Genomic DNA, 16963 nt, shown 5'->3' with positions numbered 1-16963 from the left:
CTCAGGACGAGTTCACAGCGGGCTCCCACCATCGTTTGGTGGAACCGTCGGGCGGGTCTAGTATGAGGGGCGCTTTTGCCGGTGAGACGCCCGGCAGTGAAAGGAAGCCATCATGGCTTTGGAGAACGACACTCTGGCACCCGATTTCGAACTGCCGAACCAGTACGGCGAGCGCATCCGGTTGAGCCAGTTCCAGGGAAAGAAGCCCGTCGCACTCGTCTTCTTCCCGCTCGCCTTCTCGGGCGTGTGCACGAGCGAGCTCTGCACTCTCGAAGACAACCTCGCGCTGTTCAAAGACGCCAACGTCGAGCTGATCGGCATCTCCGTCGACTCCAAGGCGACGTTGCGCGCCTGGGCCGAGAAAGAGGGCTACGACTTCACGCTCGTGGCCGACTTCTGGCCGCACGGCGACGTGGCGAAAGACTACGGTGTGTTCCTCGAGGAGAAGGGGTTCGCGAACCGCGCCACCTTCGTGATCGACGAGAACCGCATCATCCGGGCCTCGTTCATCACCGCTCCCGGTGAGGCGCGCTCGATCGCCGCCTATCGGGCGGCTCTGGAAGACCTGGCGCCCGCTCGCGTCTGAGCGCCCGCTCGGGTCTGAGCGCCCGCTCGGGTCTGAGCGCCCGCTCGGGCCTGATCAGCCCAGCAGGCTGACGCCTCGGGCGATCACGAGGGCCAGCAGCACGAAGCCGGCGAACGCCTCGAGGCCCATCATGAGTTTCGCGCGGTGCGTGAGCGGCATGACATCCGTGGGGCTGAACGCCATCGAGTCCGACAACGAGAAGTAGAGGTAGTCGACGAAGCCGGGCAGCCAGTTGCTCGTCTTCGACGAGTGCGCTGCGACCTCGGGCGAGGCGTCGTGGTCTTCGTCCTGCGGAAAGCGGAAGTCGGCCGGCGGGATCAGCGCGCGAGGGCGGTGCGTGCGCACCACGGGGCCGCCGCGGTCGAGCTCCCAGTAGATCAGCGCGAAGCCGATCACGTTGGTGAGCCACACCTGCAAGGCCGCGAGCAGCAGGGTCGGGCCGTCTTGCTCGTTCTGCACGAGCTCGGTGACGAGCAGCACCAGGATGATCTGGTTCGTCACGCCGATCACGAGCGCGAGCGCCACCCCGATGCGCCTCGACCACCGGGTCTGCCGGTTCATGCGGCGCGGGTTGATGACGATGACGGCGGCGAGCAGCGCGACGCAGATGCCGATGATGGGGTAGCGGATGGTGCCGAGGAAATCGGGCGGCAGCGCGGCATAGCTCGCGAGGATGGCGATCACCCCGATCGCGGCGGGCCAACGGTGTTCTGCCTGAGTGCGTTCCTTCTGGATGTCGGCCACAGCCGCAGTCTAGGCCTGTAAACTCGTCTCGCGCCCCAGGGCGTGAGGGGCCTTTAGCTCAGTTGGTAGAGCGCCACGTTTACACCGTGGATGTCATCGGTTCGAGCCCGGTAGGGCCCACTCGCGCAGATCCGCTCCAGCACGCGGATGTGCGGATATTTCGCCGCCGTCCTCGCACGCAGCCATCTCGAGCGTGTCCCCCATGTGTCCGCCCGCACGCGCGGCGGTCCCTACTGTCATTGCTTGCAGTCGTCCGCGAATGCCTGGTGTTAGATGCCAATAGAGCGCAAATTCTCGGCCATGCCGTGCATGCAGTGGATATGACCATCAACTCCGGCTAGGCCCCCGTTTCCTCCGCTGATCCCGAGGTCGGCGTCGATGGTTCCGAGGCCAGCGCAGCAAGCAAACTAGAGCCTTTACTCACCATTCAGGAAGTCTCCGAGTACTTGGGTGTCTAGGTGAACACCGTCTATCAGTGGAACGTCAGTCACCGTGGGCCACGATTCAGCAAGATCGGAAAGCATCTTCGGTACAAGCGCTCGGAGGTCCTAGCCGTACTCCTCTACGTCGGCCGAGGGGCATCCACTGCTCGCTGGACACCATGGCACAGCATCAGCGCCTAAATCTACATGGTCCCGGCAGCCGAACAGGTCCTCTCGGTTGGCATACGCCTGACCCGAAACTGTGAGCGCCGTCGCCCAATCAACACCTCCTTGCCGGCCCTCACTGAGGCGACAAGACGGTTCCGAATTGGATTAGATAATACCTATTGCGAGGAAGGCTCATATTCAATAGGCTCACGACGGCTCATCCGGGGGGACGCCAACTTGAGAGACGAAAGTCTCGACGTCATGGAGAAACTCAATGTCGCGTCACTCCAGAAGGATGCCGTTTGTCCTTTCGGCATTCACCATCGTGGCTCTTGCTGCATGCACCACAGTCCCCGCTTGGGGCGCTGCCGCTGAGCCCATCACAACCTCTGGCGAGACGAATCCGGCCCCCGTCGATGAAACCCTTCCAGTCGAAGGGATCACCCCTGCGGCCCCGTCACCAGACACCGGCCCGGACGGTGTGATGCCTGATCCGGCGGAGATGCCGGCAGCGACGACACCCTCAGGCGACACTCTCCCTGCGCCTGTCGAAGCGGACGCCCCGCCCCCCACCGCCGAATCCGCGGCCTCGCTTCAAGCTTTATCAGCAGGCCACAACGTCGTCGTCGATTCGCTGACCACGGAAACGACCTTGATCGAAGCGCTTCCTGATGGCACCTTCCAGATGACATCCACCGCGGTCCCATCCCGAGTCAAACAGGACGATCAATGGGTTGACGTCGACACCACCCTGGGGGATGCGAATGGCGGCTATCTCGCCCCCGCCGTAACCGCCGTTCCGGTTCGTTTCTCCGCAGGTGGTAGCGGTCCCGTCGCTCAGATTCAGCTTCCCAGCGGTGACTGGTTCAGCGAATCCTGGGAGCTCGGAATTCTCCCCGCCCCGACAATCGAAGGTTCGATCGCCACGTATGAGAACGTGATCCCGGATGTCGATCTTCGTCTGACAGCGACCGCGACGGGGATGACCGAGGTGCTCGTGGTCAAGACGGCCAAAGCCGCCGCCGACTCCCGGATCGAGACGTTGAAGCTCAAGGTGAGTGGCGCGTCGATCGCAACGGCGCCGTCCGGCGGAACAATCGCCGCCCCGTCTGGCTCCGACGCGATCAACCAGCTGCGTGGCGGGTCGCCGACTGTCGACGAGGTCGACGCCGAATCGATGCTGCACTCGAATGAACCCGTGATGTGGGATTCGAGCGATCCCACTTCGGGACCTGAAGGCCCAGGCGGCAACACGGTCGCCGCGCCCGTGGATTCCATGATCACCGGTGGAAACACGCTCGCCCTGGACGTCGCCTCGATCACGAAAGACGACGCCACGACCTACCCGCTCTACATTGACCCCGATTGGGGATCGGGAAACATCCAAGCCTGGAGCATTAACCAGACCTATCCCGACACGCACTACTGGAATGTGCCCGACGACAGCGACGAGCGCGGGAACCAGATCGTGGGCTTCCTGCCGGCCGGCTGGACGGAACCGTACCCAGGTGATGGCCGGCAGCAGTGGGGCCGTTCGTTCTGGCAACTCAGCACGGCCGGGTCGGCCGGGAAACACATCATCCAAGCGCGATTCAATGTGCGGCAATCATGGAACTCCTCCTGCGCATCCACCGGGGTACGCCTCTTCAGGGCAACAAACATCCCCTCTGCGGGCGCATCCTGGAACGAATCGGTCGGAGTGGTCTACAACGGCCCGTCGGACGTGGTCAGCACCAACTACGGAAGTCACTGCGCCGGCCCGAGCTGGGTCGGCATGAACGCCACTCAGGCCGTCATCGACAACAGCACCGGCGCTGCGATCATCCTGGCGCTGGCAGCCAGCGACGAGACGAACGAGTCGTGGAAGCGATTCAACCTCGACGCGCAACTGATCGTCACCTACAACACACCCCCGAACAATCCCGCGAATCCTCGATTCATCTCGCCGGCCCGCCGTTGCGGTACGTCCGGCGACCCGGTCTACCTCAACGCCAATGTGCCCGTCACCTTGGCTGCCGACGTCTCAGATCCCGACGGCCAGAACGTCGCGGGCCAGTACCGGATCATGGAAGGCAACAACGGATCAATCAACAAGATGACCCCCTACACGACGGGTTACGGCGGGGCAGGCCCCAGTTCGGTGAACCTCAACCTCGCGACAATGGGCCTGCTCGAGGACCATCTGTATGCGTGGGGCGTCACTACTCTCGACCAGTACCCGTTGCCTGGCGGAGGCAACGGGCACGACCCGTCACAGGAAGCTCTGTGCTTCTTCAAAATCGACAACACGCCCCCGCCTGCCCCTACCGTGACCCTGCCCCCGGGCGGGGCGACCGTCGGCGTGGGAATCGGCGGAATCACGATCACGTCATCCCCGAGCGACCGGGTCGCGACCTTCGCCTACTGGTGGGCACCCGATCACGTGTTGTTCCCGAAACCGGCCATCCCTGTCTTCCAGGCTGACCCGCGGACTGTTCTGCCCGCCTGCGAAAGCGCGTATGGCGGAGTCGACTTCGTCTGTCCCGACTCGACAGGGAAGGCGGTCATCACGGCCGCGCCGATCGCGATGACCTCCACGCTCTGGGTCGCGAGCTACGACAGGGCCGGCAACGTCTCGGGAAGCACCCCACCCAACTCCGGCAACGGAGTCAACGTCAACGCCGGCATCGACACCATCAACGTCTCATTCAACGTGGGCCACGGCTGGAACACCGACGGCCTACCAACGCCGCTGACCGACCTGGCCGACGGCAACACGAACACGACAGGCTCCCCACAGAACAGGCAGATGGCACTGCAGTTCACCACCGGATTCAGCCGCACCACGACGGCGACGCTGCCGAAGATCGGGTACCCCACGCCAGTCCTCGACTTCCACGGCCTCGCCGCCCTCATCCGATCGAACTCCGGACCAGACCACGGTGCATTCGCTGAATCAACAGGACCGGGCGGATACCGATTCGAACAGGTCCTCGGCCAGCTCGGACAGCTCGAGAATCCCGTCGGTGCAACACCCCCGAACTCGAAGCTGCTCTACTCGTGCGCTCTCCCCGGCGGCGACGACATGACCTCGGACCGGTCCGACTGCGAAGGAACAGGCGTCACCGGGGCGCGGCTGGGCTACATCTGGACCACGGCAGCCGCAGCAGTGGATGCCGGAGGGCCAGGCGCGATAGCACGACAGCTCTACCGGTGTCGCGTCGGGGCGGACCACTTCGACTCCCTCTCGTCCACCTGCGAAGGGTGGGCCAGCGATGGTCCGCGCGGATGGGTGGTGAACCTCGACAAAGTCCAGACCACCGATCGGCCGATCGACACGACCCAAAGCTTCACCGTCTCCGCATGGGTCAATCCCCTGGACCAAAGCCACTCGAGCCGGTATCAGACGATCATGTCGCAAGACGGCGCCAGCTACGCCGGCTTCTACCTGATGACCACCCCCGGCGGTGTGCTGCGCTTCTGCATGCGCTCGCAGGTCACGCTCGCAACCGACTGCGCCGTGGCTCCGACCGCGACCTCACCGAACACGTGGGTGTTCGTCACCGGCGTCTGGGACCGAGCGAACAAGCAGATCCGCCTGTACGTGAACAAGAAGCTGGTGACGACCAACTCCCATTCGCTGTCGCCCGGGGAGACAACGGCGAGTGGAAGGTTGTCCGTTGGTTCGGCTGTGACCAACAACGCCCGCACGAATATGTGGAGCGGCAACATCCTCTACCCGAGCATCTTCCCCGGCGTAGCCGACTCCTCGCAGCTCGACAACCTCATGTACCTCGGGCAACCCTAACCCGGCCTTTCACACCATCCATCGTTCCAAACACAGCACAACTCTGGGAGCACCCGTGAGGCACCGTTCGTCATTCTTCCGCGTCATCCGCCGCGCCCTCTGCGGGGTCGCCGCCACCATGACCGTCGTCCTAGCGGTCTCGCTCCTTCCCTCCACGTCAGCGTGGGCCGGGGAGGGGACCGAACCGACGCCCACGAGCACGACGCCTGCGCCGGCCCCGCCATCAAGCGAAGACGACACACGCGCCGGCGACGCGGAACCAGCACCCACCCCGTTCCCGACCGGTCCCTCAACACCCGTCCCCACTGACGACACGGACGGCAGGGCGCCAGATACGCCAGCAACCGAGGATGACACTCAAAGGACCCAGGACGAGGCCACAGCTACCGACGTCCCAGACGATCAGGAGCCCGTCAACGTCGACCCGGCCCTCATACCGCCACCCGACCGCGGCCCGCAGATCGACGGCACCGCTGCGGCCGACGCCTCCGCACCCACCGACGGGCCGTCCGCACGGGACGCACCCACCCCCTCGAACGTTCCTCTCGCAGCAGCTCACCAGGATGTCACACTGACTCAGGGGCCCGCAGCGGCCATACGAACGAGAACCGCCCAGGGCGGAGCCGCCGCGACCCTCAACGGTGCTTGGCAGCCTGTAGGCGATTCCGGTATCGCCGTCGCCCCCGCCACCTCGAACCCGCAAGCCCAATCGCTCTGGGCGACACCGCCGGTGTCCAAGGTGACCGCAGAAGTGCTCTCTGCTCAGGCGATCAGCGCCGCTGGATTGCCCGCGCCACTCGCGGTGCAGTTGGTTCGCGCAGACGGGCATGCTAGTGACGCGCTCATCGCCGTCCGCATTCCCGCACAGGCCACCGCAGGCCTGTTCGGGGCGGACTACGCCAGCCGTATCCGCTGGGTACAAGTACCGACCGGCACAGAACCGTCGAAGCTCGTAGAGTCCGCGCTGCCGGTTGCGTCCACCATCGATCCGACGGATGGGTCGACCGTGCTGACCCCCAAGGTCGGCGCTAAGCCGATGACGCTGATGCCCCTCACCGGCGCCGAGTCATCCAGCGGCTCCGGTGCGTTCTCGGCATCCTCGTTGAAGCCGTCAAGCACCTGGGACGTGTCGGCCCAGACCGGTGACTTCTCCTGGTCCCTGCCCATGCGCGTGCCGCCCGCGGCCGCCGGACCCACACCATCCGTGTCGCTGCAGTACGACTCCCAATCCATCGACGGCGAGACCGGCGCCACCAACAACCAGCCCACGGCCGTGGGTGAGGGCTGGGACGTCACCGGTGGCGGGTACATCGAACGCAGCTACGTGTCCTGCGCGATCGACAACGGCGCATCCGGTCCTACCACCACGTCGGGGGACCTGTGCTGGAAGACCGACAACGCCACGATCTCATTGGCCGGCCACTCCGGGCAGCTGATCCGCGATGCCGGAAGCGGCACCTGGAAGCTCCAGAACGATGACGGATCGCGCGTCGAACACCTGATCGGCATCAGTCAAGGATGCGCCGACAACGGCACCTACAACACGGAATGCTGGCGCCTCACCACAACCGACGGCACCCAGTACTACTTCGGCCTCAACAAGCTACCCGGCTGGACGACCGCTAAAACGACCACGAACTCGACCTGGACGGTGCCGGTCTTCGGCAACGACCCCGGTGAGCCCTGCAACACAGGCACCTTCGCAACGTCCAGCTGCATGCAGGGATGGCGGTGGAACCTCGACTACGTCGTCGACACCCACAACAACGCCGAAGCCCTGTACTACAGCTCGGAAACCAACAAGTACGCGCGCAACGGGTCCACCGCCGTGTCGTACACACGAGGTGGCCAGCTGGAGCACATCGACTACGGCCTCCGCGGCGACCAGGTGTACGCCACGAACGCTGCCTCGGGCAAAGTCATCTTCGGGTACGACGCCTACGGTCGCTGCAACGACACCAGCCACGCGAACTGCACCTTCGAGGCACTGAGCTCTGCCGCCGTGGCGCCGGCACACCCGACCGCCTACCCGGACATCCCCTTCGACCAGCTCTGCACGGGTGCGACTTGCCCGACGTTGGTGTCACCCACGTTCTGGACCACCGGAATGCTGAACACCGTCACCACAAAGACGCTCTCCGGTGGGGCGTACGGCACGGTCGACGTGTGGGCGTTGAGCCACTCGTTCCCCGCCCCGGGAGACACGACCAACCCCGCCCTGTGGCTGACCCAGGTGGTCCACACCGGCTATTCGGGTGGCTCGAGCATCGCTGAACCCCCCACCAAGTTCAACGGCATCACGATGCAGAACCGCGTCTGGGGACAAGACGGCTTGGTGCCGCTGGACAAATGGCGAATCTCCTCGATCACCCTGTCGACCGGAGCGACGATCTCGGTCAATTACTCCGCACCGACCGCAGCGTGCAGCGACACGAACGCTCCGAACATCATCGCCAACGCGAACACCAACACGGCGCTGTGCTTCCCCCAATGGTGGAGCCCCCAGGTGACGCCGCCGATCGCGGCGCAGAAGGACCTCTTCCACAAGTACGTCGTCACATCCGTGATCTTCAACCCCGTCACGGGCGGCGGCAACGACGCCATCCAGGAAACCGACTACGTCTACACCGGCACCCCCGCATGGCGATACGACAAATCGCCGCTCACCCCGGATGACAAGCGCACCTGGTCGGTGTTCGCCGGCTTCTCCGCGGTGGAAGTCCGCGTTGGAGATCACAACGTTCCGAGCAAGCAGCAGACCACCGCCTACACCTTCTTCCAAGGCATGGACGGTGACCAAGCCAGCACCGCCGGCGGAACGAAATCCGCCGCCGTCGGGGGAGTGACGGACTCTCTCTGGTTCGCCGGCCGAACCCGTGAAGTGAAGACCCTCAACGGTGTCGGCGGTGCCGTCCTCTCCGCCACCGTGACCACGCCCTGGGCCTCGTCCGCGACGGCGAGCGATGGGACGTACACGGCCCACATGCTCGGTGACGCGGAAGTCGTGAAGATTGAGCCTGTTTCGACGGGCGGTAACCGCACGATCCGCACTACGCGAACATTCGACGGCACCACCGGGCTTCCCCTCACCGAGAGCGTGAACAGGTCAGACGCCGGATCCATGTGCACGAGAACGACCTACACGCCCTCGAACACGACTGCCTGGATCATCGGTCTGCCCAGCGAAATCGGTAAGGCGGGTGTGGACTGCGCCAGCTATGACGCCGGACCTTACCCGGCTGCGGCGATCTCGCGCACGCGACTGCAATACGACGGCGCCGATTGGGGAGTCGCCGCTGCTAGGGGTGACGTCACGAAGATCACAACCGTCGACTCCTATACCGGCACTACAGCTGACAGCGCCCACTGGATCGACGCGTCATCGGCCGGCTACGACGCCATGGGCCGAGTGACCACCGCCACCGACATCCTCGGCCATACCACCAAGACCGCCTACACGCCCGCAGCCGGTGCGGCGGCCGGCGGCGGTGCGCTGGTCGGCTCGACGGTGACCAACACAGCGGGATGGACGACCACGACCACGTTCAACCCGGCCTGGGGCGCCGAGACCTCTGCGACCGATCAGAACGGGAAGGTCACGACAGCCACCTACGACGCTCTCGGTCGCCGAACCGGGGTGTGGCTCCCTGACCGGCCTGTCGCCACGAACTCGACCCCGTCGATCGGCTACGCGTACACGGTGTCCCAGACCAAACCGCTGGCCGTGGCGACGACGACCCTGGTCGATTCGGGAACCAAGATCGACTACACCCTCTACGACGGTCTCGGGCAGCAGATCCAGACCCAGGGCCTCGGCGAAGGCGGAGGCTCCGTCATCACCGACACCGGGTACGACTCTGCCGGCCACGTGTGGATGACCAACAACCCTTACTGGACGACCGCGGTCACCCCGTCCGCAACCCAGTTCGTGCCCCTGTCGGAGGGCAACATCCCGTCGAAAGTCACCACGACCTTCGATGGCGCCGGTCGCCCAGCTACCAGCATCCTCTCGTCGTACACGGTCGAGCAGCAGCGCACCACGTACAGCTATCAGGGTGCCGACCGCACCGACACCACCCCACCGGCCGGCGGGACACCGACCTCGACTTTCACGGACTCGCTCGGCCAGCAGACCAAGCTCATCCAGTACCTCGGAACCTCCCCGGCAGCGACCGGAAAAGAGACGACAACTTACGCCTATGACGTGCAAGGTCACATGTCCTCGATGATCGACCCCGCGGGCAACCAGTGGTCATGGAGCTCTGACGTGCTCGGTCACCAGATCAGCGCAACCGACCCCGACACCGGTACGTCGACCACGACCTACGACAACGCCGGCAACATCCTCACCACCAAGGATGCCCGCGGAATCGTCCTCGCCTACACCTACGACGCCCTGAACCGGAAGACCGGCCAGTACAAAGACAGCACCGGCACCGGCGGAACGAAGCTCGCCTCCTGGACCTACGACACACTCGCGAAGGGACAACTCACCTCCACCAGCAGCTACGTCAACGGGGCCGCCTACACGCGCGCAACGACCGGATACGACGCGGCATACCGGCCCACCGGAGCATCGGTCAGCATCCCGTCCAGCGCCCCTGCCTTTGGTGGCCAGACCTTCACCACCACCCACGCGTACAACCAGGATGGGTCCCTCCTGTACTCGATGCTCCCCGCCGCCGGCGGCCTTCCCGCCGAAACCATGCGCTTCGCCTACACCGGAGCGGGGCGCCTCAACTCCGTGCGAGGCTCGGTCCAAATGCTGAGCGAGACCGTCTACACCGGTATCGGCCAGGTCTCGCAATACAATCGCGTCGGTGCCACGTCCGACTTCTCCAGTTACGGTCACGAACTGGCCACCGGAGCGTTCGGGAGCATCAAAGAGACCACCGTGACGGGCTCGACGTTCACAATCGTCGCCGACCGTCAGTACAAGCACGACGCCGCCGGCAACGTGACATCCGTGTCCACCACCGCCTCCGGCATCGCGACTGACACACAGTGCTACAGCTACGACTACCTTCGCGACCTCACGGCTGCATGGACTCCGGCCAGCAACAACTGCGCTGCCACCCCCACGAGCACAACGATCGGTGGGCCGTCGCCCTACTGGACGACCTATGCCGTCGACCCGGCAACGGGAAACCGGACCAGTATCGTGAAGAAGGCCGTCACCGGCACCGGAACTTCTGTCACCGACACCTACTCCTACCCGTCCGCCACCAGCTCGCGACCGCACGCCGTGCAGTCGGTCTCGCACTCAGGACCAGGCACAAGCGACGGTTACGGGTATGACGCGAGCGGCAACATGACGTCCCGACCCGGCCAGAGCCTCACATACGACGCCACCGGCAAACTCGCCACAGTCACGGTCGGCACCGCTACTCAGTCGAACATCTACGACTCGTCCGGCACTCTGCTGATGCAGACCGACTCGAAAACTGGGACGACACTGTTCCTTGACGGCACCGACCTCCACATCGGCCCCGGAACAGCCGGCGTCTCAGCTGTTCGCACCTACACCGCCGACGGAGTCCCGTTCGCTGAACGGACCACAACGCCGGGCGTAGCGGGCAGCATGTTGCGCTGGATCACTACGGACATCGATCGGAGCTCCGACCTCCAAGTCGTGGTGTCCACCGGCGCGATCACCCGCAGATACACCGACCCCTACGGCAACCCTCGCGGCGCAACTCCCACCTGGTCAAGCAACCACACCTTCCTCAACGCACCCAAATCAACACTGTCCGGCCTGGTGCAGCTCGGAGCACGTGCCTACGACTCGGCGATCGGCAAATTCCTGTCGGTCGATCCGGTGCTGTCGCCCTTCAACCCGCAACAGAACAACGGGTACGCCTACGCCTCCAACACGCCCATCACCCTGACGGACCCGTCGGGCCTGTGTCCCCTCGGCGCTGGAAACGGTTGCGACCGCGGGGCAGGCAAAAATCACGGATCGGTCAGCACCGGCACACCCATCACCCCATCGACCGGCGACGGACCTACTATCGGCAACAAAGCTGGTGCGACAAACGGGCCGTGGAAGAGCCGCGCTGAGGACTCCCAGAGCAAGTGCTTCGCGCTATTGTGCGGAGTCACCACTCCTAAGGTCGCACCCAAGGCGCTTCCCAAACTTGGACAATGCCAATCTCAGGTGACGGATGGTAACAACTGTGAGACATCTCGGGACGTTCGAATTGATGTGAGCAAGTTGCTCACTGAAGACCTGGTACCTGAGTGGCTGATGGAATGGTGGAACACTGAGGGCACTGCGCCCAATCCCAAGTACTGGTCCGGCATCGTCAACGTGGCATATGGCTCCTCGAAAGTGGTCAAGAGCGCAGAAGCCCTGGCCGCTAGCGGTGCGGCGGATGAGACCGGAATTGGCATACCACTCGGATTTGTCGCCGGGACAATCGCCTCGTACAACCTCGTGACAGGAGGAGCCAGAGTTCTCCGCGGAAGTATGCAGATCGCTGAGGCGAATGATCACCCGATGGTCACCGAGACACACGGCGAATACGTCATGGACATACTCAACGGTGTAGTCCCGCAAATAGACACCGCCATCAACTTCATTGGAGGACTCTTATGAAAAACGTGCGAACCTCATGTAATGGCTCATACTTGAAAAGGAGGTAAGGCTTATGTCTGGCGACGGGATTTTGATGACGGTCATCGCCGGTGTGCTTGTCTTGTTGCTATTGGTGGGAGGCCTCACTTTCCAGAAGTACTTATGGAAGTACATCGCTAACTATCACACCAAGCCCAACAAAGACGGGCTGGATGAGAACTACCGAATCAAGTAGTGGGTCGTCGAGAGCATGACAGTGCTCAGTGAGTTGCGTAGCGATGTGAAAGCCGCGATCGAGCTACTTGAGCTTCCAAGAATGAGTGGATGATTTACACCGTGGATGTCATCGGTTCGAGCCCGGTAGGGCCCACTCGCGCAGCCCCAGGGCGCGCCTTGGTCACGTCCCGCAGGGCGTCAGGGCCTCGACGGCCGGCGTGAGGCTCGACGTGCCGCCGAGCACCGTGACGTGGTCGACGCCCTGCGCGGCGATGGCGGTCAGCACGCCGTTAGGCACGCAGGTCGTTCGTGTGACGTAGAGCGGGGATGCCGTCACTCCCGCCCAGGCCGAACCGGAGAGCGCGTCGGGAAAGGTCAGCCCGGTCGCGAAGAACGCCCGCGTCGCGGCGGGGAAGGCGCGCAGATTGATGTTCACCGACGCATCGAAACGGTCGGTGCCGCCGTCGCGGACCACCGACAGCGACCCCTTCAGCGCGTTCTCGATGCCCACGCTCACGGAGTTGGGGCCCCCGGCGATGACGACGTCGTCGACGCCCAGATCTGCCAGGGCGAGCTTCGTCGCGTCGTCGACGGTGGCGGCCGAGCCGTTGACCAGGATGACGGGGCCGTCGGCCACTGCTGCGGCCGGCCCGGCACTCAGCGCGTCGGGGAAGTTCGTGCCGGTGGCGACGTAGGAGGTCTCGGCGCCGGATGCGCGGAACGCGAACTTCGCCAGGTTGCGGGATGCCTCATAGCGGTCCTTTCCGCCGATTCGCACCGTGTTGGGGCTGACGGCCTGCACCTCGTCGAACACGGCGGGGGAGATCGAGTCCGGCCCGCCCACGACGACGATCTGATCGGGCTCGAGCCGTCTGATCTCGGCGAGCACGTCGGGGAGCAGCGTGCCGGGCGCGGTCAACAGCAAGGGGCCGCCGAGATGAGCGGCGGCGGGCCCGGCCGAGAGCGCATCGGGGTAGTTGCCTCCGGTGGCGAGGAAGACGATGTCGGCGGTGGCGGGGTAGGCCGCCTTCGAGATGTTCAGAGCGACCTCGAACCGATCGGCACCGCCCACCCGGTCGACCGTCGGCGGTGGTGCGGCAGAGGAGAGCGTCAGCTGGAAGTCGCCGGCGTCGAACCCGAACGATCCCACCTGGATGAAGTAGGTCTGGCCGGCCTGCGCCGTGAACGTCGCCAGGGCCTCGGAGTTTCCGGCGTTCTCCGGTGCACAGGCGAGGCTGTTCTGCGGAGTCGAGCCGTTCGAGTCCCACACCACGAAACTGACCGGCGTGAAGCTCTCGCGCAGATCGGCCACGATCGGGCCGGTCGTCGTCGCCGTGAACTTCCACCAGATCGTGCCCATCGCGGTGTGATCGATGGAGTCGCAGCCGATGTAGGGCTCATACCAGTTGAAATCGACCTTCATGTTCGACCCCTGCACGGTGGCGGGCAACGAGGCGATGGTCTGCGCCGACTCGGGCGTCACGCCGTCGACCGGCGCGCTTCCGCTCAGCCGGAACGTCGCCACGTCGCCCGGAGTCAACGGCTCGTAGCCGGCATCCCCGACCTGGAAGACGTAGGTCACCCCGGGTTCGGCCTGCACGAAGTTGAGGTCGCGGTAATCCGTCTCGACGCAGCTGATCCGCTGCAGATCGGCGATCGGCGCGAGGCGGTAGGCGTTCACGATCGAGTACTGGTTGTTCACGCCTCCGTCGAAGGTGAGGGTCTGGCGCACGGGAGACGTGTAGCGGAACCAGATCGAACTGACCGCATCGGTCAGGTACTCCGTGACGTCGGGGTCGGTCGTGCGGCACGGCGTGGGCTCGCCGGGTTGCAGCGTCGCGCCGTCGTAGGGCGCGCTCGTCGTCGAGAACGGGAGAGTCGGGATGTCGGTGGCGTTCGCCAGAGCGTCGTTCGGCGGCGGCGTGACGAGCGCGCGAGCGGATGCATCCGGTGGCGTGCGCTCGGAGGAGGGGCCCGGTGCGACACCCGAGTGCGCGACCCCGCGAGTCGGGTCGTCGGCGTTCGGGACGTCGTCGGCCGCCGACGCCGACAGTGTGGGTGAGAGAACCAGTCCGACCACGGCCGCGACCGTGGCGATGATGGTGATCCTGCGACGCACAAGCGACATCGTTGCTCCTCCCGCCAGGCCCGGAGCGCCGTCGCTCCGGTGGGGTGGTTCGAGTCTCCCAGCGCTGCACGACGGTCACAAGACCCCCTGGGTTGTGTCGTACTCGAAATCGTATATTATCGTCAGGGTCGTGACTCTCGAACGGGAGGCACGACCGACATCGACGTCACTGTACGAAGGAGTACGACACATGACTTCAACCGGGTTCACCCCTACGGGCTCGATCGCGAGCGTCGGCGACCGCCGGCGGGTGGTGTTCGCCACCGTCATCGGCACGACCGTGGAGTGGTACGACTTCTTCATCTACGCCTCGGCGGCCGCGCTGGTGTTCGGCCAGCTGTTCTTCCAGCCCGCGGGGGAGCAGGCCGCCATCCTGCTCTCGTTCGCCACGGTGGGGGTGAGCTTCTTGTTCCGACCTCTGGGCGCCTTCCTCGCCGGGCATTTCGGTGACAAGTACGGGCGACGGGTGGTGCTCGTCTTCACGCTCATCCTGATGGGTGCCGCGACCGCCTTGATCGGCCTGCTGCCGACCTTCGCCCAGATCGGCGTCGCCGCACCGATGCTGCTGATCTTCCTGCGCATCGTGCAGGGCATCTCGGCCGGCGGCGAATGGGGCGGCGCCGTGCTGATGGCCGTCGAGCATGCGCCCACCAAGAAGCGCGGACTGTTCGGCGCCTCGCCGCAGCTCGGCGTTCCGCTCGGATTGCTGCTCGCGTCGGGCGTCATGGCCCTCATGGCGGTCATCGCACCGGGTGACGCCTTCCTGGTGTGGGGCTGGCGGGTTCCGTTCCTGCTCAGCATCGTGCTCATCCTGATCGGCTACTGGGTGCGTCGCACCGTCGAGGAGAGCCCCGTGTTCGCCGAACTCGCGGCACGCAAAGAGAAGGCGCGCATGCCGATCGTGCAGCTGTTCCGCAAGCACCTGCTGCTGGTGATCATCGCGGCGCTGGTGTTCGCCGGCAACAACGCCGTCGGCTACATGACCACGGGCGGCTACATCCAGAACTACGCCACCAACCCTGACGGGCCCATCGGCCTCGAGCGCGGGCCCGTGCTCTGGGCGGTGGCGGGCAGCGCCGTCACCTGGTTGCTGTCGACCTTCTTCGCGGGCTGGATCTCCGACCGCATCGGGCGCCGCACCACCTACATCACCGGCTGGGTGCTGCAGCTCATCGGTGTCGTCGCGCTCTTCCCGCTCGTCAACACCGGCAGCATCTGGGGCCTGTTCGGCGGCGTCGCGATCCTCACCATCGGGCTCGGCTTCACCTACGGCCCCCAGGCGGCGCTCTACTCCGAGCTCTTCCCCGCGTCGATCCGGTTCTCGGGGGTCTCGATCTCCTACGCCCTCGGCGCCATCCTGGGCGGCGCGTTCGCACCCACCATCGCCACCGCCCTCGTGCAGGCGACCGGCACCACGGTGTCGGTCACGCTCTATCTCGCCGGCATGACCCTGGTCGGGCTCGTCGCCACCCTGCTGCTGCGTGACCGCAGCGGCATCCCGCTCGGGCCCGACCACGAGGCCGAGCAGGAGAAGAGCCCCATCTACGGGGCCTCGCGCGCCTGAGCCGGCGCCACGGCGACGCGCTCGGCCCTCATCCGCCGAGCGCGTCGCGAATGGCCGTCGCCGACCGCGCCAGCCGTTCGGCCACCGACGCCGCCTCAGTGCCCGTCGGCAGGTAGACGGCCGCGAGCGCTGCGGGGGCGCGGCCGCGCAGCACGAGCGGCACGGCGACCGCGTGCAGGCTCGGGATGACCTCGTTCTGACTCTCGGCCCAGCCCCGCACCGCGGCCTCGTGCACCTCGCCCGCGAGCCCTGTGCCGGCATCTGGAGGCCACGCACCGGCCGGCACCTGGGTCAGGATCGCCTTGCCGGGCGCCCCCACGGTCACCGGATGCCGCGTGCCCGGCCTCTGCGCCACGGCCGCCACGGCATGCCGCGGCTCGACGCTCGCGAGCGTCACGCACTCCTCGTGGTCGAGCACCACGAGGAAGCAGGTCATGCCGAGATCGTTCGCGGCCGCCGTGAGTTCGGGCAGGGCCTCGGCGTGCAGGTCGCGCGCGACCCCGGCGGCGAGCGCCGCGAGCCGCGCCCCGAGCACCAGGCGCCCGGCGGCATCCCGCTCGACGAGGCCGTGCGCCTCGAGGGTGCGGATCAGCCGGTACGCCACCGACCGGTGCACCGAGAGGCGCGCGGCGATCTCGTCGATGGTGAGGGCCCGCCGGGCGTCGGCGAGCTGCTCCAGCACCCGGATGCCGCGGCTCAGCGTCTGGGAGGCCGGTCCGGATGCCGCGGAAGCATCGATCGGGCTCGGGCTCGGGCTCGTCGTCATGAGTC

The 16963-nt window shown here is 65.5% G+C and carries 8 protein-coding genes and 1 tRNA gene; 6 read left to right on the top strand and 3 right to left on the bottom strand.

The genetic code is table 11. The features are described from left to right. Window positions 1-112: 112 nt before the first annotated feature. On the top strand, window positions 113-586 hold the full coding sequence (locus N1032_RS09005) for a peroxiredoxin (protein WP_259538730.1): 474 nt from the start codon (window positions 113-115) through the stop codon (window positions 584-586). Window positions 587-640: 54 nt separating this feature from the next. Here N1032_RS09005 and N1032_RS09000 read toward each other — a convergent pair whose 3' ends face one another. Continuing rightward, on the bottom strand, window positions 641-1330 hold the full coding sequence (locus N1032_RS09000) for a hypothetical protein (RefSeq protein WP_259538729.1): 690 nt from the start codon (window positions 1328-1330) through the stop codon (window positions 641-643). A gap of 47 nt (window positions 1331-1377) precedes the next feature. Here N1032_RS09000 and N1032_RS08995 point away from each other — a divergent pair. The 4 genes from N1032_RS08995 (at window position 1378) to N1032_RS08980 (ending at window position 12519) form a co-directional block, all read left to right on the top strand. Next, window positions 1378-1450: transfer RNA gene (locus tag N1032_RS08995), tRNA-Val, on the top strand. A 954-nt stretch (window positions 1451-2404) separates the two neighbouring features. After that, on the top strand, window positions 2405-5707 hold the full coding sequence (locus tag N1032_RS08990) for a LamG domain-containing protein (protein ID WP_259538728.1): 3303 nt from the start codon (window positions 2405-2407) through the stop codon (window positions 5705-5707). 739 nt (window positions 5708-6446) lie between these two features. Continuing rightward, window positions 6447-12305, top strand: coding sequence for an RHS repeat domain-containing protein (locus N1032_RS08985; RefSeq protein ID WP_259538727.1), 5859 nt, complete (start codon window positions 6447-6449; stop codon window positions 12303-12305). Between the two features lie 52 nt (window positions 12306-12357). Continuing rightward, window positions 12358-12519, top strand: coding sequence for a hypothetical protein (locus N1032_RS08980; RefSeq protein ID WP_259538726.1), 162 nt, complete (start codon window positions 12358-12360; stop codon window positions 12517-12519). Window positions 12520-12681: 162 nt separating this feature from the next. On the opposite strand, the gene N1032_RS08975 is transcribed toward N1032_RS08980, so the two are convergent. Further along, window positions 12682-14628: a cell wall-binding repeat-containing protein gene (locus N1032_RS08975; protein ID WP_259538725.1), complete on the bottom strand. Its 1947-nt coding sequence runs from the start codon at window positions 14626-14628 to the stop codon at window positions 12682-12684. A gap of 190 nt (window positions 14629-14818) precedes the next feature. On the opposite strand from N1032_RS08975, the gene N1032_RS08970 reads away from it, so the two are divergent. Further along, window positions 14819-16192 (top strand): MFS transporter, encoded by a 1374-nt coding sequence (locus N1032_RS08970; protein WP_259538724.1) that lies wholly within the window; start codon window positions 14819-14821, stop codon window positions 16190-16192. A 28-nt stretch (window positions 16193-16220) separates the two neighbouring features. Here N1032_RS08970 and N1032_RS08965 read toward each other — a convergent pair whose 3' ends face one another. Then, entirely contained in the window at window positions 16221-16958 is a 738-nt protein-coding gene (locus N1032_RS08965; protein WP_259538723.1) for an IclR family transcriptional regulator, read from the bottom strand. Window positions 16959-16963: the final 5 nt, after the last annotated feature.

The organism is Herbiconiux daphne, from assembly GCF_024979295.1.
Classification (GTDB): Bacteria; Actinomycetota; Actinomycetes; order Actinomycetales; family Microbacteriaceae; genus Herbiconiux; species Herbiconiux daphnes.
This window is presented reverse-complemented; position numbering and strand designations above follow the sequence as displayed.